A 23977-nucleotide genomic window follows, 5' to 3' on the forward strand; every position below is an offset into this window, starting at 1 on the left:
GGATGTACTGCCAGTACACCCTTTGACGGTGACTCGCTGCGCCTGCCGGAACCGGGTTGCCTGGATGGCGTGGTGCTCTTCGCCCCGCCGCGAGCCGGCGGACGGCACCCACCTGGCTCTGCACCCGGCGACGGCCGTCTCCCCTGGTACGTCACCCCGGCACGCGAAGGAATCCCTCATGCGCGGCGCAATGATCTACGCCCCTGGCGACATCCGCTTCGAGACCCTGGACGACCCCAAGATCCTCGCTCCGACCGACGCGGTCATCCGTACGGCCGTAACCTGCGTGTGCGGCTCGGACCTGTGGCCCTACCGCGGCCTGGAGCCGACGGACGCACCGCACCCGATGGGCCACGAGTACGTCGGCTTCGTCGAGGAGGTCGGCAGCGAGGTCACGGCGGTCGGGCCGGGCCAGTTCGTCATCGGCTCCTTCGCCACCTCCGACAACACCTGCGCCAACTGCCGCAACGGCTTCCAGTCCAACTGTCTGCACCGCGAGTTCATGTCGACCTGCCAGGCCGACTACGTCCGCATCCCCAACGCCCAGGGCACCCTGGTCGCCACCGACCAGGTCCCGGGCGAGGAGCTGTGGCCGGCCCTGCTGGCCGTCTCCGACGTCATGGGCACCGGCTGGTGGGCCGCGGACGCCGCCGAGGTCAGGCCCGGCTCCACCGCCGTGGTCGTCGGGGACGGCGCGGTCGGCCTGTGCGCCGTGATCGCCGCCAAGGAGATGGGCGCCGAGCGGATCATCGCCATGTCGCGGCACCAGACGCGACAGAACCTGGCACGCGAGTTCGGCGCCACCGACATCGTCACCGAGCGCGGCGACGAGGGCGTCGCCCGGATTCGTGAGCTGACCGGCGGGATCGGCGCGGACAGCGTGCTGGAGTGCGTCGGCACCGAGGAGGCCATGCACCAGGCCCTGCGCTGCGCCCGGCCGGGCGGCAACGTGGGCTTCGTCGGAGTCCCCCACGGGGTCGCCGTGGACGGACAGGAGCTGTTCTTCTCCCATGTCGGCCTGCGCGGCGGCCCGGCCCCGGTCCGCCGCTACCTGCCCGACCTCGTCGACCGCGTCCTGTCCGGCGCGATCACGCCGGGGAAGGTCTTCGACCTCACGCTGCCGCTCGACCAGGTCGCCGAGGGCTACGCGGCGATGGACGAGCGCCGGGCCATCAAGACCCTCCTCAAGCCCTGAGCGTCCGCACACCGCGCCACCTCACCGCCGTAGACACGGAAACGCCGCCGACACGGAAACCGCCGTACACACGGAAAGAAGTCCTCCATGCCCCGCACGACGTCCTCTTCGGCGACCTCCGCAATCGCCCCGGCCTGTCCCCCGCGCCCGGAGCCTGGTCACCGTGACCACCCTGGCCCGCTCTCCACCGCGGCGAGCAGCTCGACCACCACCTCGGCGCCGCCCTGGACAACGGTCTCGGCGTCGAGGAGCTGTCCGAAACCATCACCCACCTCGCCTTTTACGCCGGATGGCCCAACGCCATGAGCGCCATCATCCGGCTCAAGAAGATCGCCGACGAACGCGACGCCGCCTGAACCCCTCCCGCGCAGCCCGACACCACCCCACCACAAGGAAGATCAACATGGAGCACGTCACCTCGACCCCCACCGCCAAGGCACCGGCCGAGCGGTTCACCGGCGACGTCTACCTCAACATGATCGACACACCGACCGAGCCCGCCCGCCTGGCGGCCGCCCTGGTCCGCTTCACTCCCGGCGCCCGCACCAACTGGCACAGGCACGCCAACGGCCAGACCCTCTACGTCACCGACGGCACCGGACTGGTCGGCACCCGCGGCGGCGACGTCGTGCGCGTCAGCGCCGGCCACACGATCAAGTGCCCCGCGGGCGAGGAGCACTGGCACGGCGCCACCGACACCACGCTCTTGGCGCACATCGCCATGGTGGTCGGCACCGCCGACGGCGACGGCACCACATGGCTGGAGCCCGTCACCGACGAGCAGTACGCCGCCGCCGTGAACGGCAGCCGCTGACCCGCGTGACACGGCACGGCCCGCCGCTGCCGTGGGCGACACCCTCCCGTAACCGCTGCCCCGCATGCGAGCCGGACTGTGAGACCGCACGCTGGTGCCATGACCAGCACGCAGTCCATCGTGATCTACCCGCCCGCCGAAGACGGAGGCCGGCGGGTGCGGGTGGGCGAGCGGTTCGTCGGCATGGCGTACGGGCTGCTGGACATCGTCGAGTTCCTGCGCCTGGCGGGCCTGGAGACCACCGACGAGGTGTGGGTACGGCAGTCGGGGTCGATCGAGTGGCGGGGCGGCGGGCCGGACATGTGGGAGCACTGAGCGTCGCCCGCCCGTCGTCGAGGCCCTCAGACCCGCTCCCCGGGGCATTGTCAGTGGTGGCAGGCAGGATGACGGCATGACAACACCTGCAGCAGTGATCACGGATGCCGCCGCCTACGCCCAGGCGGTCGAGGACGCGGTGACGGCCGCCGCCGCCTACTACGCGGGCGGGACCTCGGCACTCGACGACGACGCCTACGACCGTCTGGTGCGCGGCATCGCCGCGTGGGAGGCCGACCATCCCGAGCAGGTGCTGCCCGACACGCCGACGGGGAAGGTCGCCGGCGGCGCGGTGGAGGGCGATGTCCCGCACACGGTGGCGATGCTGAGCCTGGACAACGTGTTCTCGCCGGACGAGTTCACCGCCTGGACGGCCTCGCTCGCCCGCCGCATCGGCCACGAGGCCGAGCGGTTCAGCGTCGAGCCGAAGCTGGACGGTCTCGCCGTCGCCGCCCGCTACACCCACGGCCGCCTGAGACAGCTGATCACCCGCGGGGACGGTACGGCGGGCGAGGACGTCTCGCACGCGATCGGCACCATCGAAGGGCTGCCGGAGGAACTCGCCGCACCGATCACCGTCGAGGTGCGCGGTGAAGTCCTCATGACGACCGCCCAGTTCGAGCACGCCAACGAGACCCGCACCGCGCACGGCGGGCAGCCGTTCGCCAACCCGCGCGGCGCGTCGGCGGGCACCCTGCGGGCCAAGGAGCGCGCCTACACCGTGCCGATGACGTTCTTCGGCTACGGCCTGCTGCCCCTGCCCGACACCGAGGCCGAACTCGCCACGCGGCTGGGCGAACTCGCGCACAGCGACCTGATGGCGCAGGCCGCCACGTACGGGATCAACACGACCGCCACCACCGCGGTGCCCGGCATCACCGCCGACACCGTCGAGCAGGTACTGGCCCGGGTGCAGGAGATCGCATCGCTGCGGGCCGAGCTGCCGTTCGGGATCGACGGGATCGTCATCAAGGCCGACCTGGCCGCCGACCAGCAGGCGGCGGGGTCGGGTTCGCGCGCTCCGCGCTGGGCCATCGCCTACAAGCTGCCGGCCGTCGAGAAGATCACCCGGCTGCTGGAGGTGGAGTGGAACGTCGGGCGGACCGGCATCATCGCCCCGCGTGCCGTCCTGGAGCCGGTCGAGATCGACGGCGCCACCATCACGTACGCCACCCTCCACAACCCGGCCGACATCACCCGCCGCGACCTGCGGCTGGGCGACCAGGTCATGGTGCACCGGGCCGGTGACGTCATCCCCCGCATCGAGGCCCCCGTCGCCCATCTGCGCACGGGCGACGAACAGCCCATCGCCTTCCCCGAGGTGTGCCCGCGCTGCGGGTCCGGGATCGACACCAGCGAGCAGCGCTGGCGCTGCGAGAACGGACGCAACTGTCACCTGGTGGCCGCCCTGTCCTACGCGGCCGGCCGTGACCAGCTCGACATCGAAGGCCTCGGCCACACCCGGGTCGTCCAACTGGTCGACGCCGGTCTCGTCACCGACCTCGCCGACCTGTTCGCCCTGACCCGCGAGCAGCTGCTGGGCCTGGAGCGGATGGGTGAGACCAGCACCGACAACCTCCTGGCCGCGATCGGCGCGGCCAAGGACCAGCCGCTTTCCCGGGTGCTGTGCGCGCTCGGCATCCGCGGTACCGGCCGCTCCATGTCCCGGCGTATCGCACGGCACTTCGCGACCATGGAGGACATCCGGGCCGCGGACGCCGAAGCGATGCAGCAGGTGGAGGGCATCGGCACCGAGAAGGCCCCGTCGATCGTGGCCGAACTCGCCGAACTCGCCCCGCTCGTCGACAAGCTCGCCGCCGCCGGGGTGAACATGACCGAACCCGGCGCCACTCCCCCGTCGGCCGCCGCCCCGACCGGGGACGCGGACGCCGAAGGGGAGGCCGAGGTTGCGGTGGGCGGACCGCTGGCCGGAATGACGGTCGTGGTCACCGGCGCGATGACCGGCGCACTGGAGAAGCTCAGCCGCAATCAGATGAACGAGCTGATCGAAAGGGCCGGGGGCCGCTCCTCCTCCAGCGTCTCCAAGAAGACCACGCTGGTCGTCGCAGGGGAGGGTGCGGGATCCAAGCGGGCCAAGGCCGAGACTCTCGGCGTCCGCCTGGCCACCCCGGACGAGTTCGCCACCCTGGTCGCCGACTTCATCGGGTGATCCTCTCCGGGGGGTGTGTCTCGGATCACCCCGACGGGAGCCGGCGGCGGGAACAGCCCGGGCCGGTCGGCCGTTCAACCAGACGTGGCTGCGGAGGGGACAGTGTCCCCGGGCCTCACCTTCCGCCCATGGGGACGATCGTTCGGCTGAAGCCCCATGGAGCATCCCGCCGAGAGGCGACCGCCCTCCGCACGCCACCGCTAGCGGCCCCGGCTGGTCTCCCCCGTCCAGCCGGGGCCTTTCTCACTGCCGCGGACGGATCGCGTGGTGCGCAAGCCGAGGGGAGCCGCCGCCCCCCACGGTGACCGTCGGGGAGCTGCTCCCCACGGTGACCGTGGCCTCCGTCCGCACACCGAGACCGGAGCCGGTGGCCGACAGCGCCGCGCCGGTCAACAACCCCGACACCAGCAGGGCTGCCAGCGCGGCACCGGCAGCCGTACTGTCACGCATTCAGCTCGCCTGCCCGGGTGCCTGCTTGTTGGCGTCGACGAAGGCGCGCTGGGTGATCGCGCTGGTGAACGTGACGGTGCCGACCTTGAACGGGCTGTCCGCCACGGGCTTGACCACCACGGTGCGCTCACCGAGGAACCGCAGGGTCTTCCTGTCGAAGATCCACTCGGTGCGCTCGCCGTCGGTGTCGTTCTGCCGGGCGATCGCGACCCCGTGCCGGCCCGTGGCGTCGACGGCGTCGTCCACCGCGACGACGCCGGGGATCTTCGCCGCGGCCTTGTAGAGGGCGGCGCTGACCTTGGCGGGCGGGTAGCTCTCGGTCAGCAGATCGCCGATGGCGACGAAGGCGGCCTGGTCGCGCGGGACTTCGGGATCCCGGGCGGCGTCCGATTCCCGGTAGACCCGCCGCAGCAGCGTGTCGGGGTCGGTGGGCAGCTCGGCCAGGGCGTTGTAGGCCGAGCTCATCGGAGTCTCGCTCAGCAGGGTGATGCCCTTGTCGCTCGTCTGACCGGCTTCGATCAGCCAGCCGTCCTTGCCGTCGAGGGAGTTCCAGACCTGGCGGGAGTGCAGCTGTTGGCTGACCACAGTGGTCTTGTCGCCGACGGTACGGGGGTAGGTGCTAGCCACCTTGGAGGCGATGTAGATGTACTGACCCTCGTGCGGCGTGGGCGTCGAGGTGTCGGCGGCGGCCAGGGAGATGCGGTCGAGGAGCCGGGGGGCGCCCTTGGCGTCGGCGACTCCGACCTGGGTGGTCAGTGCGGGTCCCGTGGCCAGGGGGGTCTTGTCGCCGCCCGCGTCGCCGCCGGTGAGGGCGAGGCCGCCCACGACCGCGCCGGCCAGGGCGAGGGCCGCGGCGGGCACCAGGATCGTACGGCGCAGGAACGGGTTGGGCCGCTTCGGGGGCGTCACCCGGGAGGTGCGGAGGTCTTCGTGGATCTGAGCCATCATCTGCTCCTTGTGGAACTGGTGGCGGCCCGCCGGCAGATCCCGCTCGGCGGAGGGCAGAAGGCTCTGCGTCTCCGTCCACTCAGCCGGGTGAGGCTGGTGGGAGGGGCTGGCGTTCATCGGTTTCCTTCCTGTGCGGACCGGACCGCGTATCCGCGATCACCTGGTATCTGCCGGTTCGTGGGGGTGAGTTCCCGTTTTTCTCTCACCAGTTGTGCGTCGGCGAGTTTGCGCAGCTTGCCGCGGGCGCGGGAGAGGCGGGAGCGGACGGTGCCGACCGGGACACCGAGGACGCGGGCCGCCTCGGCGTACTCCATCCCCTCGCACAGGCACAGCGTCAGAACCTCGCGCTCGGGGCGCTTGAGCAGGCTCAGCGCGGCCAGCGTGGCAGCGATCCTGCGCCGGTCGTCCAGACGTCCGACGGTCTCCTCGGCATGGTCCTCGACCTGCTCCTCCGCGGCGTTCGCGGCGGCAGCGGCGATTGCCGCGTTGCGGTAGCGGCGATTGCTGCGGTACTGGGAGCGGGCGACGTTGGTGGCGATACCCAGCAGCCACGGCCGCAGGGAACCCCCGTCGGCCTCGACCGAGGCGCGGCGCCGCCACGCCTCCATGAACGTGGCCGACATGACGTCCTCGGCCGCGGACCAGTCGGCGGTCAACCGGAAGGCGTGGTTGTACACCGTGCGGGCGCACTCGTCGAAGAGTTCCGCGAAGGCATCCGGATCTCCGTTCCGTACCCGCGTTCGCATATCTGTGATCACGTTCTGAACTGACCGATGGTGCGGGCCAGTTCCCGTGAGCTATGTCACAGCTGCCACACAGGCAGTCCGCGTTCCGCGACAACCGCGACGGACGAAACAGAACCGCGTCCGGACAACCCATCCGATCAATTCTTCAACTGACCGCCGTTACCGCCCCATTGACAGGGCAGGACACCTCCTCAATCATCAGACATCCGATGAATTGGGAGCCGCCATGAGTACTCCTCCAAGACGTCAGGTCCTGGGCGCGGCCGCGGGCATCACCACCGCCGCCGCCCTTCCTCTCAGCATCGCCACACCCGCGCACGCGGCCCAGCCGGTCGACCGGCACCCCGAGCCGTGGGCTTCCGTCCCCGATCCCGTGCCCGTCCCGCTCGATGCCCTCTACGACAACGACGGCATCGACACAACCTCCGCGCGCGGTGGCGACTTCGACGGTTCGGGCTACACCTTCCCCGGCGAGGAACTCGCCGCGGGGCCCGTCGAGGTCGACGGCATCGCCTTCCTCTTCCCGTCCCCCGCGGAGGGGGCCAAGAACAACCTCGTCGCCCTGGGCCAACGGCTCGAACTGCCCAAGGGCCGCTACCTGTCCGCACATTTCCTCACCGCGGGCAGCTACGGAAACGCCTCCGGCACGGCCACCGTGCACTACGCGGACGGTTCGACCACGTCGGCCGGTCTCGGCGGCGCCGACTGGTACTCGGCGGGCGGCTCACTGTCGGCGCCGTACCGCTACACCCCGGACGGCAGCAAGGACGCGCACGGCGTCGGCATCGGCACGGCGGAGGTGTGGATCGACCCGCAGCGGGAGGCGATCGCCCTCACCCTGCCGGTCACCAACCCGCCGCAGCCGAACAAGGCGTCCCTGCACATCTTCGCCCTCTCCCTCCAACCCGTCGCCCAGGGAAGGGCGTTGGCCCTGCGCAACGCCCGCTCCACGAACTCCCTGATGGAATCCACGGGCGCACAGAGCGTCGAGGCGACCGTCGTCAACGCGGGCACCGTCCCGGTCCTGGCCGAGGACGGGGTGTCGGTGGCCGTCGAGGTGCCCGGGGCCCGCACCGTGGAGCCGGCCCGCATCCGCCGCCTCTCCCCCGGTGAGCAGACCCGCGTCCGCGTCGGCATCCGCAACCGTCGTGGTGTGGTTCCCGGGACCGTTCAGGACGGGGCGGTGACCGTCAGCGGCCGCGGTGCCCGCGTCACCTCCCAGCGGAGCCGGCTGTCGCTCGGCGTGGCCGACTACCTGCCCACCGAGGCCTCCCTCTCCGGCCACCAGGCGCCGTACTGGTTCCAGGACGCCAAGTTCGGCATCTTCATCCACTGGGGCGTGTACTCGGTGCCCGCCTGGTCACCGGTGGGCAAGCAGTACGCCGAGTGGTACTGGAACCACATGCAGGACCCGGCCAACGCGGTGTACGCCTACCACCGGCAGACCTATGGCGAGGACTTCGCCTACGACGACTTCATCCCGCGCTTCACCGCCGCGAAGTTCGACCCACGCGCCTGGGTGGAGTTGTTCCGCGACGCCGGAGCGCAGTACCACGTCCTGACCTCCAAGCACCACGAGGGCTTCGCGCTCTGGGACACCAAGGTCTCGGACCGCAACGCCGTGAAGGCGGGCCCGAGACGGGACCTGGTCAAGGAGCTGTTCGAGGCCTCCCGCCGCTACGCGCCCGAGCTGCACCGGGGGCTCTACTTCTCGATGCCGGAGTGGTTCAACCCCGACAACCCCTGGATGGGCCACGCCCCACGCAACCCGTACACCCTCCAGCCGGTGCCGTACACCGGATACACCGGCGGCAAGGACTACGTCAGGGACTACCAGGCGCCGCAGATGCTGGAGCTGATCCACGGCTACGACCCCGAACTCATCTGGTGCGACATCGGCGGCGCGAACGACAGCCTCGACGTGCTCGCCGAGTACTTCAACCACGCCAAGAACCGGGGCCGCCCGACCGACGTCACGGTCAACGACCGCTCGGGCATCGCCTTCCACGACTTCACCACGCCCGAGTACACGACGTACGAGAACACGGTCGTCGCCAAATGGGAGTCGAGCCGCGGCCTGGACCCCTTCAGCTACGGCTACAACCAGGCCACCCCGGACAACGCCTACATGACGGCCGAGCAAGTCGTACGCAGTCTCGTCGACATCGTCTCCAAGAACGGCAACTTCCTGCTCGACATCGGCCCGCGCGCCGACGGCACCATCCCGGAGATCATGCAGACCCGGCTGCGCGAGACGGGCCGGTGGCTGCGCACCAACGGCGAGGCGATCTACGGCACGACGTACTGGTCCCGCATGGCCCAACTCGGCGACGATCTGCGGTTCACCGTGCGCCCGGACGACGCCTTCTACATCCATTCACTCGCCGAGCCGGGTGCCAAGCTCCGCGTCGAGGCGCCGGTACCCGTCCGCGGCGGCGACAGGATCACCCTGCTCGGCCACGACCGACCGCTGTCCTGGACCACGAGCAAGGGCGCGCTGGTGATCGACGTGCCCGGAGCCGCGCGTGCGGCAGGCCGATACGTGTGGGTCTTCAAGGTGGACCGGCGACCCTGACCAGCAGCCGGTGTGTTGCGAGAGCCCGGGAGGTTGTTTCTCCTCCCGGGGCTCTCGCGCTAGGTGTACCCGGTCATGACTTTGGTGACAGTCGGGTGATCGGTGGCTGGCCGCCGAGCGCGGTGTGTCGGCGGCCAGTGTTGTAGAAGTGCAGCCAGGGCGCGAGTGCGTGGGCGCGTTCGGTGTTGCTGGCGAAGACCTGGTGGTAGGCCCATTCGGCCTGCAGGGTCCGGTTGAAGCGTTCGACCTTGCCGTTGGTCCAGGGGCAGTGGGGCCGGGTGAACTTCTGCTTGGCGCCCAGGGCTTGGCAGGCGTCGCGGAATGCGCCGGAGGTGCGGTAGTTCCTGGCGTTGTCGGTCATCACGCGCTCGATGCGGGCGATGCCGTGGCCGGCGAAGAACACGGCCGCGCGGGTGAGGAAGGCCGCGCAGGTGGTGCCCTTCTCGTCGGCCAGGATCTCGGCGTAGGCCAGGCGGGAGTGGTCGTCCACGGCGGCGTGCACGTAGTCGTAGCCGATGCCCCGGCCCCGGACGTCCTCGCTGCGGCCGTGGGCCCGCCAGCCGCCGCCGTCGGGGATCTTCCCGAGCTTCTTGACGTCCAGGTGGACCAGGCCGCCGGGCTGGTTGTACTCGTAGCGTGCGGCGCTGGTGCGCACTGCCCGGATCACCTGTCCGGTCAGCGGGTCGCAGGCCGCCAGGGGCGGCACCTGGTGGCGGCGCAGGATCCGGCTCACCGTCCGGGCCGGGACCTGGGTGGCCTCAGCAATCTGCTCGGGTCCCCGGCGCAGGCGTCGGCGGGCCTCAAGGACGCGCTCCTCAACCTCGGCCGGGGTGCGACGTGGGCAGGTGTGGGGGCGGCTGGAGCGGTCGTGCAGCCCCGGCCAGCCGTGGGCACGGTAGCGGTTGACCCAGCGATGAGCACATTGCCGGGAGACTCCCAGCTCCTTGGCGACGTGCGCGACCGGACGCCGGTCGAAGACGACGCGACGCACCAGCAGGCATCTGCCGTGAAAGGTCAGCCGGGCATTAGCGTGGGCCACCAGGACCTCCGAGGTGAGTGAAGACGGCAATCTCCACTACGCCCGGAGGTCCCTCCATGATCAACAACCGGTAGCGGGCGTGTCACCAACCTCCCGGCCGAGTACAGCTAGGACGGGCTGCGGGCCCGGAACGGCGTCTCGTCACCAGTAGTGGCGTCGGCCGGCGACCGCGTGACCCGTGGAACCCATGATCCAAAGGACGGCACCGACCACGGTCAGGATGAGGCCGAGGGTCCACAGGATCGAGACGCCGGTGAGGAAGCCGATGACAAGCAGGATGATGCCGATGGCGAGCATGACGTACCTCCCGAAGTTGCCTGACGTGTCATCTCCCGGATGCCCCCAAGTCGCAACATCACCCCCGCCCGGGCATCACGGGACTGCTCGTGGATCGGCTCCGTCGGGTCAGCGGCCCTCGGCTGCCTCCGGAACGACGCTCAGGGGCCGTCCGTCAGAGCGATACGGACGGTGATGCACTTGCCGGTCGTCACCTGCCTGGCCTCGAAGCCCACTGCGAGGGCTTTCACGATCTCCAGACCGTGCTGGCCCACCCGGTTGGCGTCGGCGGTCCGTGCCTGCGGCAGGCCGGGGGCGGAATCCCACACCTGCACCTCCACCGCCTCACCGGCGAGCCTCAGCACCATCATGACCGGGCCGGGCGCGTACTTGTAGGCGTTGGTGACCAGCTCGCTCACCACCAGCTGGACCACCTCCTCCACGCGCGCGGGGACCGCCGCGGTGTGCCCGGCCCGACGGGTGAGAAAGTCCGCGGCCAGGTGGCGGGCCCGGGCGATACACGTGCCGTCACCGTCCAGCGCGACGCTGATCTCCGGCCCCTGCTCCGCCGCCGTGGTCTCCCCCTTCCTCACAGATGCGAGATCCATGACCACTGCCTTCAACCCCGTTATTGCCGCGCCCGATCGCGAGTTGCCCCTCTGCTACCGATGGCTGCGCCACGCACACGTATCACACGTATCCTTCACACAGCAGCTCGGGCCAACGCTTCAGTGTGCCAGTCCCAACGTCTTGTTCGAGGGAGAAATGACCGACGTCGACCCCACTGGGCGCCCCGGCCGGCTGTCGGCCATCCCCACCGTCATCGACGGCATCCACGTGGTCACCCTTGCCGGAGAGATCGACCGCGACACCGCCGAGGTACTGCGCCAGGCGCTGCCTCGGCCCGATGCCCCTCGCGTCCGCGTCGTGGTCGACCTCGAACAGGTCACCTTCCTGGACTCCACCGGCATCAACATCTTCATCTCCACCCACAACACGCTCGCCCGGGCCGACGGCTGGCTGCGACTGGCCGCACCCTCCGCCTCCGTGCTCCGCGTCCTGCAGATCGTCGGCATCGACACCGTCATCGACTGCTGCCCGACCCTGCACCAAGCCCTCTCGACCTGAACGTCCGTCACTGCCGGCTCCCTACGCATCCTCGTGGCCGCGCAGGACGAGCAGCGACCGGGCCTCGACCTCCACGTCGCTGCCCGCCTTGATCAGCGGCCTGAACTCGGTGTAGGGGATGGCGGTGTCCACCTCGACCGCCCACCAGGGGCCGAGTTCATCGGGCACCGTGAAGGTGAGGGCCTGGCTGTGGGCGTTGACCAGCAGCAGGAAGGAGTCGTCCTGCACGGGCAGGCCCCGCAGATCCGGTTCCGTGATGGCCTTGCCGTTGAGGTGCACCATGAGGGACCGCGCGAAGCCGGTGTCCCAGTCGTCGTCGGTCATCTCCTGCCCAGCGGGGGTGAACCACCCGATGTCCTTCGACTCCGTTGCGCTGCCTCGCGGTACGCGTCCCTTGAAGAAGCGCCGCCGGCGGAAGACGGGGTGGTCGCGGCGCAGAGCGATCAACATGCGGGTGAAGTCGAGCAGTTCGCTCCCCTCCGCGGCCTTCTGCCAGTCGATCCACGTCAGCTCGTTGTCCTGGCAGTACGCGTTGTTGTTGCCCTGCTGAGTACGGCCGAGTTCGTCGCCGTGCGAGAGCATGGGGACGCCCTGGGAGAGCAGCAGGGTGGCCAGCAGGTTGCGCTGCTGACGGGCGCGCAGGGCAAGGACGCTGCGGTCCTGGGTGGGGCCTTCGGCGCCGCAGTTCCACGAGCGGTTGTGATCCTCGCCGTCGCGGTTGTCCTCGCCGTTGGCCTCGTTGTGCTTGCCGTCGTACGAGACCAGGTCGCGCAGGGTGAAACCGTCGTGCGCGGTGACGAAGTTGACCGACGCGAAGGGCCTGCGTCCGTCGCTCTGGTACAGGTCGGCGGAGCCGGTCAGCCGGGAGGCGAACTCGCCCAGCGTGCCGCCCTCGCCCCGCCACAAGTCACGCACCGTGTCACGGTACTTGCCGTTCCATTCGGTCCACAGCGGGGGGAAGTTGCCGACCTGGTAGCCGCCCTCGCCGACGTCCCACGGCTCGGCGATGAGTTTCACCTGGGAGATGACCGGGTCCTGGTGGACGAGGTCGAAGAACGACGACAGCCGGTCCACCTCGTGGAACTGCCGGGCCAGGGTGGCGGCCAGGTCGAAGCGGAAGCCGTCGACGTGCATCTCGGTCACCCAGTACCGCAGTGAGTCCATGATGAGCTGGAGGGTGTGCGGGTGGTTCATCCGCAGGCTGTTGCCCGTACCGGTGGTGTCCCAGTAGTAGCGCGGGTCCTCCGGGGAGAGCCGGTAGTAGGCCGCGTTGTCCAGGCCTCGCAGGGACAGCACCGGCCCGAGGTGGTTGCCCTCGGCGGTGTGGTTGTAGACGACGTCGAGGATCACCTCGATACCGGCCTCGTGCAGGGTCTTCACCATGGCCCGGAACTCCTGCACCTGCTCACCCCGCTGCCCCGAGGAGCCGTAGGCGTTGTGCGGGGCGAAGAAGCCGATGGTGTTGTATCCCCAGTAGTTCGACAGGCCCTTCTCCACCAGGGCATGGTCCTGCACGAACTGGTGCACCGGCATCAGTTCCACCGCGGTGACGCCCAGCTCGACGAAGTAGTCGATCATGGCCGGGTGGGCCAGCCCCGCGTAGGTGCCGCGAATCGCCTCGGGTATCGCCGGGTGGGTGATCGTCATGCCCTTCACATGGGCCTCGTAGATCACGGTCTCGTGGTACGGAGTCCGCAGCGGGTGGTCACTGCCCCAGTCGAAGTACGGATTCACCACCACCGACTTCGGCATGTACGGGGCGGAATCCAGCTCGTTGTAACGGTCGGCGTCCTCGAAGTGGTACGGAAACAGCGCCTCGTTCCAGTCGACCTGGCCCTCGATCGCCTTGGCGTACGGGTCGAGCAGCAGCTTGTTGGGGTTGCAGCGCTCACCTGACTCGGGCCGGTAGGGCCCGTGCACCCGGAAGCCGTAGCGTCGGCCCGGGCCGACGTCCGGCAGGTAGATGTGGTGGACGAAGCCGTCCACCTCCTTCAGGGCGACGCGTTCCTCCGAGCCGTCCTCGTCGAACAGACACAGCTCGACGCGCTCGGCCACCTCGGAGAACACCGCGAAGTTCGTTCCCGCGCCGTCGAAGGTGGCGCCCAGTGGCGCCGTCTGCCCCGGCCGCGCACCGACTTCCGTGCTCTCCTGCCAGATGCGCATGCCTCACCCTCCCCCGCGCGGCCGGAGGACAGCCGCGCTTGTCTGCTCCCGTGTGCCCCTCCTTTCACTTGACATGCGGTGCAGGTCAGGTGAAAAGCTCTTGCCCGCCCGCCGTCGGCTGTCAGGGCTCTGTCACCAGGTGACGAGCAGTTCATGAGTGCCGTAGATCACCGCGTCGTACTTGAAGGGGATGTCGTCCAGGCCGGTCGCCGGGCGGAGGGTCGGGATGCGGCGCAGCAGGGTCGGATATGGGAGGCGAGGGCGGTCGCCGCGGTGATGCCGCGTATCAGGCTGCGTCGGGGTGAAGTGGGTGCGGAGAGCAGTGTCTTCTGCTCGGCGTGGCCGGTCACCACCCACGGCGTCATGCCGTCCCAGGTGCGGGCCCGGAATACCGGCCCGAAGGCGGCCAGGCCACGCATCTGCGGTGAGAGGCCGAACGGGCAACCGGCGGACCGCGGTTCGGGGAAGTCGGGTGTGTCGGCAGGCACCGGGTCGCTCTCGAGCGAGGCGGTCATGTCGTTCTCCTTGGGTGCTTTCAGTGTGCTTTCAGTGATTCAGTGCCAGGGAGTCGTCGGCCGCGTCGACGAGGGCCTGCCGGTGCAGGCGGGTCTGCTTGGGCATGTTCCAGCCCAGGACGGCGGTGGGCCTGCCGTCCCGGCGGTAGAGCGCGACGAAGCGGCGCTCGTCCTCGCTGCCCTCGACGATCTCCAGGTCCGCGTCGGGTACGGGCACTCCGTGGACCTGGATCCTGGCGTCGAACTGGTCGGTCCAGAAGTACGGGACCGGGGTGTAGGGGCGGTCCTCGCCGCAACGCCTCCGCGGTGGCCAGGCCGGCCGCGGACGCGCCGACGACGAGGACGCTGTCGGGCGAGCTCACGCGTCCTCGCCGAGGGCGATGGCGGCGGCCGGGCAGACACTGGCGGCCTCGCGCACCGCGGTGTGCTGCTCGGCTGCCGGTTCGGCGTCCAGCAGGACGACGATGCCGTCCTCGTCGCGCTGGTCGAACACATCTGGGGCGATGAGCACGCACTGGCCAGCGCCGCAGCACTTCTCCTCGTCGACGGTGATCTTCATGACGGGTCCTCCTCGGGATCCGGTAGGGGGTGGGGGGTGAAGGGGGCGAGCAGCAGACCGGTGATCGCGTCGGTGAGCGAGGTCGCCGTGTGCTGCCACAAGGACTGGAGCTCACCCGTGTCCTCGGCCAGGACACGCTCGCGTTCGGCGCAGGTGTGGACGATCAACAGCCGTGCCATGGCCGCCCGTTCGTGGCGTACGGCCTGCGGCAGTTCAGGCAGGCGGCGGCCGAGCTCGTCCAGGGTCCTGCGCAGTGGCGGCCGGTCGACCGCCGCCGCGCTGACCGCCTCCCGCAGCGCGGGGTCGGTCATCACCTGGGCCACGAACCGCGCGAGCCAGGAGGGCGCGCCGAGTGAGGCGAGGCACTCGGTGACCGGGCGCACCAGGCAGTCGACCCAGTCCCGGACGTCGTCGCTGTCACCGACCTGCGCCAGCATCCGCTCCCGGATGTGCTCGATCGGTCCGGTACTGCGGTCGAGCATGGCCCGGATCAGGTCGGTCCTGGTGCCGAAGTGGTAGCCCACCGCGGCGTTGTTGCCCTGCCCGGCCGCCTCGCTGACGCGCCGGCTGGACACCGCGGCGGGCCCGTGCTCTGCGAAGAGCCGTTCCGCCGCATCCATGATCGCCTCGCGGGTCTCCGCGGCCCGCTCGGTCCGCACGCCTGCGCCGCCCAAGGTCACCAGCTCACCGGAAGCTCGCGCAGGGGTGTGGTGATGAGGCCCTCGACGCGGCGCAGTCGAGTCGGGTCGACGGCGAGCTCGAGGCTCGGCAGACGGCGCAGCAGCACGGCGAGGACGGTCTGCATCTCGGTACGGGCGAGGGGCTGGCCGAGGCAGGAGTGCGGGCCGGCGCCGAAGGCGAGGTGCGGGTTGGGTGTGCGGGCCAGATCCACATCGTCGGCGTCCTCGAACGCGTCGGCGTCGCGGTTGGCCGCCGCCATGCTGCACACCACGGTGGTGCCCTGCGCCAGCACGGTGCCGCTGGGCACCTCGGTGTCCTCGTGGACGTAGCGGAGCATGCCGAAGCCCGTGTACGGCTCGTAGCGCAGCACCTCCTCGACAGCGGAGCGGATGAGCGAGCGGTCCTCCAGCAGCCGCTCCCAGCGCTCGCGGTCGGCCAGCAGCACGGCCGCCATGGTGGTGAGGAAGCCGGCGGTCGTCTCGTGCCCGGCCAGCAGCAGGGCCTGACCGGTGGCGGCCAGGGCCAGGTCGGACATCGGGCGGCCCTCGCCGTCGGTGGCCGTGATCAGCTCGCTGATCAGGTCGTCGTGCGGGTCCCTCCGCTTCTCCTCGACCAGGGCTGCCATGTAGGCGCCGAAGTCGCGGTGGGCCGCCTCCATGTCCGCGGCGCTGTACTTGGTGAGATTGAGGAAGGTGTCGGACCAGGTCTTGAAGTCGTCGCGGTCGCTCTCGGGGACGCCGAGCATGTCGCAGATGACGTAGACGGGCAGCGGGAAAGCCAAGTGCCCCAGCAGGTCGGCGGGTTGGCCGTGCTCCAGCATGCCGTCGACGAGTTGGTCGGCCATCGCCTCGATCCTGGGCACGAGGGCACGCATGCGCTTGGCCGTGAACCATTTGCCGACCATGCGCCGCCAGCGGTCGTGGCCCTCGGCGTTGAGCGCTCTCGCCATGGGGCTGTCGAAGATGCTGCCCGCCTCACTGGCGGTGATCCGGGCCGCGTCGGGCCGTGCCAGCCCGTCACGGCTCAGGCGGGGGTCGGACAGCGCGAGCCTGACGTCCCCGTAGCGGGTGAGCAGCGTCGCCCGGTCGCCGCTGGGCAGCGTCACGGGCGCGACCGGACACTTCTGCCGCAGCTCCGGCCACTCCTCGGGGGGCTGAAGGGCCGCCGGGGCGGCGAGCGGGTAGCTCATCGTGGGGTGTTGTGGGGGTTGCTGCGTCTCACTCACGAGGACTCCTCGGTCCGTTCCTGGCCGACGCGTTCAGCCAACTCCGCGATCACTGTTAATTCAAGCGACTGACTTAAAAGTGGCGTGAAGTCTTCGCGGAGGAAGTGCGGTGGGCCGCACGCGCGTCCGTTTCACGGCGATGAGCGCGCAACTGCCTTTACTGCGAACGCAGTTGACTACCCGAGACCTCAGGGGCCGGAAGGAACGGCGCGGGCCAGGGGCTCCAGGTCGCCGTAAAGGGCAGCGTGGAGTGCGGCGGCGAGTTCGCGGGCCCGCTGTTCGTTACGCACCCCGTGCATCATGAAGTAGACCGGTCCGGTGTAGGCGCCGAAATCGGCCTCGCGATTGCGGACCAGGTGGAGGATCGCGGCCCGAATGGCATCGTTGACGCCATCGGCCACCTCGTGGTCCGAACCGGCGGTGAGCGTGTCCGCCTTCACGGTCCACTGCCGGGGCGCCTCGGATTCGATGGCCACGAAGACAACTTCGCGCGCCATGGCCTCGCGGTAAGCGCTCCGGAAAGCCCCAGCGCCCGTGGCATCCGGGATGAGGTGAGCGGGGTAGGGAACCGGCAGCGGCTGCACCACCGCATTCTTTCAACAGGTGACGTTCATCGGCACCCGCGAGCCGGAGGCGGGTCACACCGAGTGGCCATCTTCACCCTTTGGGACCAGCGACCTTCGGGCAGGCCGCCTCACCATGGCGTACTACCAGGCCGTCCAGAAGGTGATGGGCGGAGCGGCCGCCACCAGCACGTTCGCCCGGCTGTTCCTGCTCCCGGACGTCGCCCGCTGCGGTGGCGGCCAGGGCCCGGACAGGCTGGACGCGCTGACCGCGATCGTCGACCGGGCCACCAAGGGCCAGGCGCCGGACAGCCTGCCGACCAAGGCCGTCGACGGCAGCGGCGAGACCACCTCTTCCCGACCTACCTACCCCTTCCCCTACGTCGCCGAGAACACCACCGGCGGTTCGCCCGACACCCCCTCCAGCTACACCCCGGTCAGGTCCGCGGCCGAGGCCGGCCTGACGCCGAACCGGCTCGGCTCCTTCCGCTCCGGCTACGAAGAGGTCGGCAACTGGGTCCACGGCAAGTGGGTCGTCACCCACGGCAAGGCATGATCTGACCGACGCCCGCAACCCAGGCCCCGCGCACGCCGTTCGTGGCTGCGCGGGGCCACTTTTCACTGAGTCAGGTGGCGCAGTTCGTTCTCGTACAGCTCGCCCGGGTCGAATCCCATGCCGGTGAAGTGGCCTGCCAACTCCAGGGAGAGGATGCCGTGGAGGCGGGTCCAGAAGAGCAGGGCGCGGCGCAGGGCGGGTGGGGATGCGGGATGGCCGGCCGCCCACTGCCGGTGTTCGGCGAGGTGGGCTTCGAGCGGGGCGCCGGCCGGGGTGTCCGAAACGGCGCCCGCCACGGCGCCGTCCGACTGGGCGGCGTCCAGGAGGCTTCGCATGATCTCGGAGGCGATCTCGGTGATGTCGTCGGGAGCGTGATAGCCGGGCACTGGTGTGCCGTAGATGAGGAAGTACCGCTGGGGGTCGTCCAGGGCCCACGCCCGCAGTGCGCGCCCGAGTTGTGCGAGATCCGCGCCGGGGGCGGCCGCGGCCCGGACGGTGTCGGCGAGGCTGCGGTAGGCGTCGCGGATCAGTTCGGTGATCAGTTCGTCCCGGCCGGCGAAGTACCGGTAGAGCGCGGGGCCGCTCATGCCCATCTGCTTGGCGATGGCGTTGAGGGACAGCCCCGGGGCGCCGGCGGCGGCGATCTGCTCCCAGGCGCGTTCCTTCACCTCGGCCCGTAGCTGGGCCCGGTAGCGCTCGCGTGGTGTCTCCTTGCCCGCCACAGTCACGTGCGCGTCCCTTCTGTCATCCGGAAGCCGGCTTCAGCGAGCCGGACGGGGTGGGTCCCCGCCACCCCTTGCGTTAGACCCTATTACGAACGTTCTTGACTGTCACGCGAAGAACTGGTTATAACTTCTAACGAACGCGTCAGCCACTAACTTGAACGGGATCGACGGAGGTCGTCATGAACGCTGGAACACGGGTCGAGGTCGTACTGCCGGGCAAGGTGGAACCGGAGGGGCTTCAGGTGCGCGAGGTCGCCGTTCCGGTCGCCGGAGCGGGTCAGGTCGTCGTCCGCATGGAGGCGACCGGTGTGTCCTTCGCCGAGCAGCAGATGCGCCGGGGCCGCTACTACGACCAGCCGCCCTTCCCGTTCGTCCCCGGTTACGACCTGGTCGGCACCGTTTCGCAGACCGGGGACGGGGTCGCACCCGCTCTGGTCGGCACCAGGGTGGCCGTACTGCTGAAGGTCGGCGGCTGGGCCAGCCATGTGGTCGTCGACGCCGCCGACGTCGTGCCGGTCCCGGAGGGGATCAGTGCGGCGGAGGCCGAGACCGTGGTGATCAACGGCATCACGGCGTGGCAGATGCTGCACCGCAAGGCTCGTGTCCGCGCCGGGCAGACCGTACTGGTGCACGGTGCCAACGGCGGCGTCGGTTCCGTACTCGTCCAGCTCGCGCAGGCCGCCGGAGCGAAGGTGATCGGCACCGCCTCCGCCCGCCACCACGCCGCCCTGCGGGAACAAGGGGTGACGCCGATCGACTACCGCACCGAGAACATCCCCGACCGCGTCCGCCAACTCGCCCCGGCGGGCGTGGACGCCGTGTTCGACCACGTCGGCGGCCGCAGCATCGTCGCCTCCTGGCGCCTGCTCGCGCCCGGCGGCACGCTCGTCTCCTACGGCAGCGCCTCCACCCGGGACGACGAGGGCTCCAAGCAGTGGCCCGTGCTCAAGCTGCTCGGCCGCGTATGGCTGTGGAACACCCTGCCCAACCGCCGCCACGCCTACTTCTTCAACGTCTGGGCCGGCCGCGCCCTCAGCGCCGGCCGCTTCCGGGCCCGGCTGCGCACCGACCTCACCGAGGTGTTCAACGCCCTGCGGCGTGGCGAGATCACCGCCCAGATCGCCGCCGAACTGCCCCTCGCCCAGGCCGCCGAGGCGATGCGACTGGCCGAGTCCGGCACCGTCGCCGGAAAGGTCGTCCTCCACCCCTGAAGGGCGCGCGGGCGGATCGAGACTCCGACGGCCCCTGCCGCACGGAGGCCAGACCCGCACCGCACCCTCCGCCCTCTATCCGAGCGTGAGCATCGCCTCGGTGACCTCGCCCACCGCCGCGTCGGGGATCCTGGTGGCGGCATCTTCGAGGACGAGCAGCCGTGCCCCGGGAATCTCGCGCGCGATCGCCTCCCCGTTGCCGACGGGGAAGAACCGGTCGCGGCGGCCGTGGACGACGAGCGTGGGGACCTCGATCTCGGGCAGGCGCTCGCGCCAACGGGGTGTGCAGTCGAGCGTGGAGAACACCATGGCCAGCTGGTTGGCCATCTGCGCCGAAGGCGTGGTGCCGGGCGTGCGGTCCCAGACGCGCCCGGCGATCACGCCTGCGGCTACCGGGTCGTCGCCGAGGATCTCCGCGCCGGCGGCGACGAACTCCGTGACCGCCTCCCGGTCGGTCCAGTCGGGCATCGGACGCGTGAACAGCCGCACCATCGTCGCCTGGTCATGGTCGGGAAGGTCGTCGTCGGGCGGTCCGGGGGCGACCGGGCGGGTGCCGACCAGGGTGAGGGCCGAGAACGCACCCGGACGGTCGAGCACGGCCACCTGGGCGACCATCCCGCCGACACCGATCCCCGCGAGATGCGCGGGCCCCTCGCCGAGCGCGTCGGCAAGGCCCGCCGCGTCCGCGGCCAGGTCGCGGAGGGTGTAGGCGGGCGCCTGCGGATCCGTCGTCGTCGACTCACCGCTGTCGCGCAGGTCGTAGCGCACGACATGGCGTCCGCCGGCGGCGAGGCGCTCGCACAGGGCGTCGGGCCAGGAGAGCATCGTCGTACCGCCCGCGAGCAGGACGAGTGGCGCGTCGTCGTCACCGAACGACTCGATGGCGAGATCGACCTCATTGACGTGGACAGTGGTCATCGGATCACCCGAAGACGTCGTACGTCAGATGCGTCGCGGTCGATGCCGGGATCAGTGATGGTTGGAGTCATACCAGGACAGACTCGATCCGCCGCACCAACTCATCGCTCGAGCGCGCGGCCGCAGGGCTCTGCCGGGCCTCTCGAGCCGCGAGATGCTCATCTCGGCCGCGACATATGCAAGCGGGCACCCTGCCCGGACCCGTTCAGCCGGCCCCGCGAAGCAAGTAGGTGATGTTGCTTCGCCGATCAGGCTGTTCCGGTCCCGCAGTTGTGAGCAGAATTCGTGGGAACGGTGCGCGTTCTGAGGGGATGCCATGGTGCGACTGCGATTACTCGGCCCGGTCGAACTGGCCGTGGGAGACGCGACGGTGGACGTCGGGCCGCCGCAACGGCGCTCCGTCCTGGCCGCGTTGGCCGTGGACACGGGACGACCGGTGGGAGTGGACGTACTGGTCAGCCGGGTCTGGGGCACCGACCCCCCTGAAGGCGCCCGGCGTTCGCTCTATGCCCACATCACCCGTATCCGGCATGCCTGCGACCGCATGGCCGACACCTCCAGTGAAGCGGTGCGGCTGACCCGCCGTTCGGACGGATACATTCTGCAGACCGACCGGCAGCAGGTCGACGTGCACCGCTTCCGGCACCTGGCCGACCGGGCCCGCGACGCCCGCGTGCCGGCCAGCGAGCGGGCGGCACTGCTCGGTGAGGCGCTCGGACTCTGGCGGGGCGAACCGCTCAGCGGTCTTGACGGCCCGTGGGCCGAGCAGATGCGGCGGGCCTGGCGGCGTGAACAGGTGGACGCGACCATCGAATGGGCCCGCGTCCAGGCATGCCTCGGCGCCCCCGCGGCGACGATCGGCCCCCTGTCCAGCCTCCTCGACGACTTCCCCCTCGTCGAACCGCTGGCGGAGGCCCTGATGCGGGCCCTGCACGACAGTGGGCGGGACGCCGAAGCCCTGCAGTGCTATGCCTCCATGCAGCGCCGGCTGGCCGATGAACTGGGCACGGACCCCGGGTTGGCACTGCGCGAGACCCACCAGGCCATCCTGCGAGGGACCCTTCCCCCTTCCGCTCCGCCGCAGCGACCCGTTCCGGCGCCGCCCCGACACCCAGGACAGCGGCGGGGCACCGTACCGGCCCAACTTCCCGTCGCCGTACGCGGCTTCACCGGCCGGCAGGAGGAACTCGCGCACCTCGACGCGCTCTTGGAGAGCGCCCAGCCCTCGACCCCGGTGGTCATCTCGGCCGTCTCCGGCGCGGCCGGAGTGGGCAAGACCACGCTGGCGGTGCACTGGGCGCACCGGGTGCGGGAGTTCTTCCCCGACGGACAGCTCTACGTCAACCTCCGGGGCTTCGATCCCGGCGGGACCGTCGTGGACCCGTTGGAGGCGGTGCGCGGATTCCTCGACGCCTTCGCGGTGCCCGCCGCCCGGATCCCACCGAGCCTGGAGGCACAAGCAGCCCTCTACCGAAGCCTGTTGGCAGACCGACGGGTGCTGATCGTGCTGGACAACGCACGGGACGCCGAGCAGGTCAGGCCGCTGCTGCCCGGCACACCCGGCTGTCTGGCGCTGGTCACCAGCCGTAACCGGCTCACCAGCCTGGCGGCCGTCGAAGGCGCGCGCCTGCTCTCCGTCGACGTGCTCTCCCCGGATGAGTCCCGGTCCCTGCTGGCCGACCGTCTCGACGCCCGCCGGATCGCCGCCGAGCCCGACGCCGTCACGGAGATCGTGGCCCGCTGCGCCGGTCTGCCGTTGGCTCTCGCCGTCCTCGCCGCCCGTGCCGCCGCCGAGCCCCGCGTCCCGCTGGCCACCCTCGCCGACGAACTCCGCGAGAGCGGCAGCCGGCTGGACGCCCTCGACGGCGGGGATTCCGCCACGCAGGTACGGGCGGTCTTCTCCTGGTCCTACGCGGCCCTCAGCCCCGCCGCCCAGCGGCTGTTCCGGCTGCTCGGCCTGCATGCCGGACCGGACGTCTCGGCCGCGGCGGCGGCAAGCCTGGCCGGGGTGCCGCCCACACGGATCCGAGCCCCGCTGGCCGAACTGACCCGAACGCATCTGCTCACCGAGCACCTGCCGGGCCGCTACGCCTCGCACGACCTGCTCCGCGCCTACGCCGCCGAGCTCGCCCGCACCGAGGACAGCGACACCGACCGCCGCCAGGCCACGCACCGCGTCCTCGACCACTACCTGTTCAGCGCCCTGCACGCCCAACGCCTCCTGGGCCCGCCCGCCGATCCCGTCCTCCCCTCCCCCGCTCAGCCGGAGGTGACCCCCGAGCAACCGGCCGACCGCGAGCGGGCCATGGCCTGGTTCACGGCCGAGCACCCGGTGCTCCTCGCTGCCGTCGACCAGGCGGGCCAGGAGGGTTTCGACCGTCACGTCTGGCAGCTCGCGGCGGCGCTGACGCCGTATCACCAGCGGATGGTGCTGTGGTCCGACTGGGCCGGCACCCACATGGCCGGCCTGGCCGCCGCCCGCCGCACGGGTGACAAGGCGGGCGAGGCATGCGCCCACCGCAACATCGGCAACGCCGAATCGACCCTCGGCCGCCCCGCCGAGGCCCGCACCCACCTCGAGCGCGCCGCGAACCTCTACCAGCAGATCGGTGACCGGCTGGGTGCCGCCCACACCCACCTCGCCCTCGGCAGGGTCTCCACCCAGCAGAGCCGGGTCGCCGAGGGGCTGCAGTACTCGCAGCAGGCCGTGCGGGGTTTCCGCGCCGCCGGGGACCGCGCCTGGCAGGCCCTGGCACTCAACAACGTCGGATGGGACCACGTGCAGCTGGGCGAGTACCGGCACGCCATCGACTACTGCGAACAAGCCCTGGCCCTCATCGGGGACACCGGCCATGTCTCCGGCGAGGCCCACACCTGGGACACCCTCGGCTACGCCCACCACCACCTCGGCGAGCACAGTGAGGCCGCAGCCTGCTACGAGAAGGCCGCGGCGCTCTTCCACCACATCGGCGACCTCTACTACGAGGCGGACATCCTCGCCCACCTCGGCGACAGCCACTTCGCGGCACGCAATCCGCGCGACGCCCGCGACGCCTGGACCCGGTCCCTGGCCCTCTTCGAGAAACTCGAGCACCGGGACACCGAGGCGCTGCGCGCGAGGCTCGAACATCACCTCCACCTGGACCCGTCCGACACGGTGCTCCCCGAACGTGACTGATCAGACGGGAACCGTGCGCAAGCGTCC

The 23977-nt window shown here is 70.5% G+C and carries 23 protein-coding genes and 2 pseudogenes; 10 read left to right on the forward strand and 15 right to left on the reverse strand.

Annotation, left to right across the window (positions count from 1 at the left end; translation table 11 throughout):
* Positions 1 to 178 precede the first annotated feature (178 nt).
* From ACQF4J_RS03110 to ligA, 5 genes and pseudogenes are all read left to right on the forward strand, one after another.
* Complete coding sequence (locus ACQF4J_RS03110) at positions 179 to 1195, forward strand: zinc-dependent alcohol dehydrogenase family protein (protein ID WP_351569964.1); 1017 nt, start codon at positions 179 to 181, stop codon at positions 1193 to 1195.
* 98 nt (positions 1196 to 1293) lie between these two features.
* Positions 1294 to 1551: pseudogene (locus ACQF4J_RS03115) on the forward strand (carboxymuconolactone decarboxylase family protein); the annotation flags it as partial.
* Between the two features lie 47 nt (positions 1552 to 1598).
* Positions 1599 to 2009, forward strand: coding sequence for a (R)-mandelonitrile lyase (locus ACQF4J_RS03120; RefSeq protein ID WP_351569967.1), 411 nt, complete (start codon positions 1599 to 1601; stop codon positions 2007 to 2009).
* Positions 2010 to 2108: 99 nt separating this feature from the next.
* Positions 2109 to 2324, forward strand: a complete 216-nt coding sequence (locus ACQF4J_RS03125) for a hypothetical protein (RefSeq protein WP_351569970.1) — start codon at positions 2109 to 2111, stop codon at positions 2322 to 2324.
* Positions 2325 to 2400: 76 nt separating this feature from the next.
* Positions 2401 to 4494, forward strand: coding sequence for an NAD-dependent DNA ligase LigA (gene ligA / locus ACQF4J_RS03130; protein WP_351801021.1), 2094 nt, complete (start codon positions 2401 to 2403; stop codon positions 4492 to 4494).
* Positions 4495 to 4737: 243 nt separating this feature from the next.
* On the opposite strand, the gene ACQF4J_RS03135 is transcribed toward ligA, so the two are convergent.
* Genes ACQF4J_RS03135 through ACQF4J_RS03145 form a run of 3 tightly spaced genes read right to left on the reverse strand, consistent with a single transcriptional unit; the run spans position 4738 to position 6638 of the window.
* On the reverse strand, positions 4738 to 4944 hold the full coding sequence (locus tag ACQF4J_RS03135) for a hypothetical protein (protein WP_427164458.1): 207 nt from the start codon (positions 4942 to 4944) through the stop codon (positions 4738 to 4740).
* On the reverse strand, positions 4945 to 6009 hold the full coding sequence (locus ACQF4J_RS03140; protein ID WP_351569976.1) for a CU044_5270 family protein: 1065 nt from the start codon (positions 6007 to 6009) through the stop codon (positions 4945 to 4947).
* The gene (locus ACQF4J_RS03145) at positions 6006 to 6638 is read right to left on the reverse strand and encodes an RNA polymerase sigma factor (RefSeq protein ID WP_427164459.1); all 633 of its coding nucleotides are present in this window, start codon (positions 6636 to 6638) and stop codon (positions 6006 to 6008) included. The genes ACQF4J_RS03140 and ACQF4J_RS03145 overlap by 4 nt, the downstream gene beginning before the upstream one ends.
* Positions 6639 to 6864: 226 nt before the next feature.
* Here ACQF4J_RS03145 and ACQF4J_RS03150 point away from each other — a divergent pair, with 226 nt between their 5' ends.
* Complete coding sequence (locus tag ACQF4J_RS03150) at positions 6865 to 9213, forward strand: alpha-L-fucosidase (RefSeq protein WP_427164461.1); 2349 nt, start codon at positions 6865 to 6867, stop codon at positions 9211 to 9213.
* A gap of 73 nt (positions 9214 to 9286) precedes the next feature.
* Here ACQF4J_RS03150 and ACQF4J_RS03155 read toward each other — a convergent pair whose 3' ends face one another.
* The 3 genes from ACQF4J_RS03155 to ACQF4J_RS03165 all read right to left on the reverse strand — a co-directional run bounded on the left by ACQF4J_RS03155 (position 9287) and on the right by ACQF4J_RS03165 (position 11136).
* A complete protein-coding gene (locus ACQF4J_RS03155; protein ID WP_427168554.1) occupies positions 9287 to 10252 on the reverse strand; it encodes an IS481 family transposase in 966 nt (321 codons plus the stop codon).
* Positions 10253 to 10393: 141 nt separating this feature from the next.
* Entirely contained in the window at positions 10394 to 10549 is a 156-nt protein-coding gene (locus ACQF4J_RS03160; RefSeq protein WP_142146189.1) for a DUF6131 family protein, read from the reverse strand.
* Between the two features lie 140 nt (positions 10550 to 10689).
* Entirely contained in the window at positions 10690 to 11136 is a 447-nt protein-coding gene (locus ACQF4J_RS03165; protein ID WP_351569985.1) for an ATP-binding protein, read from the reverse strand.
* A gap of 157 nt (positions 11137 to 11293) precedes the next feature.
* On the opposite strand from ACQF4J_RS03165, the gene ACQF4J_RS03170 reads away from it, so the two are divergent.
* Positions 11294 to 11656, forward strand: a complete 363-nt coding sequence (locus tag ACQF4J_RS03170) for an STAS domain-containing protein (protein WP_351569988.1) — start codon at positions 11294 to 11296, stop codon at positions 11654 to 11656.
* Between the two features lie 21 nt (positions 11657 to 11677).
* Here the strand turns inward: ACQF4J_RS03170 and glgX are convergent, their stop codons facing one another.
* From glgX to ACQF4J_RS03205, 7 genes and pseudogenes are all read right to left on the reverse strand, one after another.
* Positions 11678 to 13819, reverse strand: a complete 2142-nt coding sequence (glgX, locus tag ACQF4J_RS03175; RefSeq protein WP_427164463.1) for a glycogen debranching protein GlgX — start codon at positions 13817 to 13819, stop codon at positions 11678 to 11680.
* Between the two features lie 167 nt (positions 13820 to 13986).
* Positions 13987 to 14334 (reverse strand): hypothetical protein, encoded by a 348-nt coding sequence (locus tag ACQF4J_RS03180; protein ID WP_351801029.1) that lies wholly within the window; start codon positions 14332 to 14334, stop codon positions 13987 to 13989.
* Positions 14335 to 14365: 31 nt separating this feature from the next.
* Positions 14366 to 14584: pseudogene (locus ACQF4J_RS03185) on the reverse strand (oxidoreductase C-terminal domain-containing protein); the annotation flags it as partial.
* A gap of 108 nt (positions 14585 to 14692) precedes the next feature.
* The gene (locus ACQF4J_RS03190) at positions 14693 to 14893 is read right to left on the reverse strand and encodes a ferredoxin (RefSeq protein WP_351569999.1); all 201 of its coding nucleotides are present in this window, start codon (positions 14891 to 14893) and stop codon (positions 14693 to 14695) included.
* The gene (locus tag ACQF4J_RS03195) at positions 14890 to 15573 is read right to left on the reverse strand and encodes a TetR/AcrR family transcriptional regulator (RefSeq protein ID WP_427164464.1); all 684 of its coding nucleotides are present in this window, start codon (positions 15571 to 15573) and stop codon (positions 14890 to 14892) included. The genes ACQF4J_RS03190 and ACQF4J_RS03195 overlap by 4 nt, the downstream gene beginning before the upstream one ends.
* The gene (locus tag ACQF4J_RS03200) at positions 15570 to 16763 is read right to left on the reverse strand and encodes a cytochrome P450 (RefSeq protein WP_351570206.1); all 1194 of its coding nucleotides are present in this window, start codon (positions 16761 to 16763) and stop codon (positions 15570 to 15572) included. The genes ACQF4J_RS03195 and ACQF4J_RS03200 overlap by 4 nt, the downstream gene beginning before the upstream one ends.
* A gap of 224 nt (positions 16764 to 16987) precedes the next feature.
* Complete coding sequence (locus ACQF4J_RS03205) at positions 16988 to 17296, reverse strand: hypothetical protein (protein ID WP_351801033.1); 309 nt, start codon at positions 17294 to 17296, stop codon at positions 16988 to 16990.
* A 202-nt stretch (positions 17297 to 17498) separates the two neighbouring features.
* Between ACQF4J_RS03205 and ACQF4J_RS03210 the strand changes: the two genes are divergently transcribed.
* A complete protein-coding gene (locus ACQF4J_RS03210; protein ID WP_427164465.1) occupies positions 17499 to 17918 on the forward strand; it encodes a tannase/feruloyl esterase family alpha/beta hydrolase in 420 nt (139 codons plus the stop codon).
* A 62-nt stretch (positions 17919 to 17980) separates the two neighbouring features.
* Here ACQF4J_RS03210 and ACQF4J_RS03215 read toward each other — a convergent pair whose 3' ends face one another.
* Complete coding sequence (locus ACQF4J_RS03215; RefSeq protein ID WP_351801035.1) at positions 17981 to 18646, reverse strand: TetR/AcrR family transcriptional regulator; 666 nt, start codon at positions 18644 to 18646, stop codon at positions 17981 to 17983.
* A 176-nt stretch (positions 18647 to 18822) separates the two neighbouring features.
* Here ACQF4J_RS03215 and ACQF4J_RS03220 point away from each other — a divergent pair, with 176 nt between their 5' ends.
* Positions 18823 to 19854: a medium chain dehydrogenase/reductase family protein gene (locus ACQF4J_RS03220; protein ID WP_351570007.1), complete on the forward strand. Its 1032-nt coding sequence runs from the start codon at positions 18823 to 18825 to the stop codon at positions 19852 to 19854.
* 75 nt (positions 19855 to 19929) lie between these two features.
* On the opposite strand, the gene ACQF4J_RS03225 is transcribed toward ACQF4J_RS03220, so the two are convergent.
* Positions 19930 to 20772, reverse strand: a complete 843-nt coding sequence (locus ACQF4J_RS03225; RefSeq protein WP_351801037.1) for an alpha/beta fold hydrolase — start codon at positions 20770 to 20772, stop codon at positions 19930 to 19932.
* Positions 20773 to 21088: 316 nt separating this feature from the next.
* Between ACQF4J_RS03225 and ACQF4J_RS03230 the strand changes: the two genes are divergently transcribed.
* A complete protein-coding gene (locus ACQF4J_RS03230) occupies positions 21089 to 23950 on the forward strand; it encodes an AfsR/SARP family transcriptional regulator (protein ID WP_427164467.1) in 2862 nt (953 codons plus the stop codon).
* Positions 23951 to 23977: the final 27 nt, after the last annotated feature.

Origin of the sequence: Streptomyces sp. C1-1 (genome assembly GCF_050214755.1) — a bacterium.
In the GTDB taxonomy this organism is placed as follows: domain Bacteria; phylum Actinomycetota; class Actinomycetes; order Streptomycetales; family Streptomycetaceae; genus Streptomyces.

What these genes read in the sequence shown, in the direction of transcription:
- ACQF4J_RS03220 (WP_351570007.1), top strand. Translation starts at nt 18,823, where the DNA reads ATGAACGCTGGAACACGGGTCGAGGTCGTACTGCCGGGCAAGGTGGAA.
- ACQF4J_RS03180 (WP_351801029.1), bottom strand. Translation starts at nt 14,334, where the DNA reads ATGACCGCCTCGCTCGAGAGCGACCCGGTGCCTGCCGACACACCCGAC.
- ACQF4J_RS03125 (WP_351569970.1), top strand. Translation starts at nt 2,109, where the DNA reads ATGACCAGCACGCAGTCCATCGTGATCTACCCGCCCGCCGAAGACGGA.
- ACQF4J_RS03145 (WP_427164459.1), bottom strand. Translation starts at nt 6,638, where the DNA reads ATGCGAACGCGGGTACGGAACGGAGATCCGGATGCCTTCGCGGAACTC.
- ACQF4J_RS03160 (WP_142146189.1), bottom strand. Translation starts at nt 10,549, where the DNA reads ATGCTCGCCATCGGCATCATCCTGCTTGTCATCGGCTTCCTCACCGGC.
- ACQF4J_RS03170 (WP_351569988.1), top strand. Translation starts at nt 11,294, where the DNA reads ATGACCGACGTCGACCCCACTGGGCGCCCCGGCCGGCTGTCGGCCATC.
- ACQF4J_RS03165 (WP_351569985.1), bottom strand. Translation starts at nt 11,136, where the DNA reads ATGGATCTCGCATCTGTGAGGAAGGGGGAGACCACGGCGGCGGAGCAG.
- ACQF4J_RS03230 (WP_427164467.1), top strand. Translation starts at nt 21,089, where the DNA reads ATGGTGCGACTGCGATTACTCGGCCCGGTCGAACTGGCCGTGGGAGAC.
- ACQF4J_RS03120 (WP_351569967.1), top strand. Translation starts at nt 1,599, where the DNA reads ATGGAGCACGTCACCTCGACCCCCACCGCCAAGGCACCGGCCGAGCGG.
- ligA (WP_351801021.1), top strand. Translation starts at nt 2,401, where the DNA reads ATGACAACACCTGCAGCAGTGATCACGGATGCCGCCGCCTACGCCCAG.
- ACQF4J_RS03210 (WP_427164465.1), top strand. Translation starts at nt 17,499, where the DNA reads ATGGCGTACTACCAGGCCGTCCAGAAGGTGATGGGCGGAGCGGCCGCC.
- ACQF4J_RS03200 (WP_351570206.1), bottom strand. Translation starts at nt 16,763, where the DNA reads ATGAGCTACCCGCTCGCCGCCCCGGCGGCCCTTCAGCCCCCCGAGGAG.
- ACQF4J_RS03135 (WP_427164458.1), bottom strand. Translation starts at nt 4,944, where the DNA reads ATGCGTGACAGTACGGCTGCCGGTGCCGCGCTGGCAGCCCTGCTGGTG.
- ACQF4J_RS03190 (WP_351569999.1), bottom strand. Translation starts at nt 14,893, where the DNA reads ATGAAGATCACCGTCGACGAGGAGAAGTGCTGCGGCGCTGGCCAGTGC.
- glgX (WP_427164463.1), bottom strand. Translation starts at nt 13,819, where the DNA reads ATGCGCATCTGGCAGGAGAGCACGGAAGTCGGTGCGCGGCCGGGGCAG.
- ACQF4J_RS03205 (WP_351801033.1), bottom strand. Translation starts at nt 17,296, where the DNA reads ATGGCGCGCGAAGTTGTCTTCGTGGCCATCGAATCCGAGGCGCCCCGG.
- ACQF4J_RS03110 (WP_351569964.1), top strand. Translation starts at nt 179, where the DNA reads ATGCGCGGCGCAATGATCTACGCCCCTGGCGACATCCGCTTCGAGACC.
- ACQF4J_RS03150 (WP_427164461.1), top strand. Translation starts at nt 6,865, where the DNA reads ATGAGTACTCCTCCAAGACGTCAGGTCCTGGGCGCGGCCGCGGGCATC.
- ACQF4J_RS03225 (WP_351801037.1), bottom strand. Translation starts at nt 20,772, where the DNA reads ATGACCACTGTCCACGTCAATGAGGTCGATCTCGCCATCGAGTCGTTC.
- ACQF4J_RS03140 (WP_351569976.1), bottom strand. Translation starts at nt 6,009, where the DNA reads ATGAACGCCAGCCCCTCCCACCAGCCTCACCCGGCTGAGTGGACGGAG.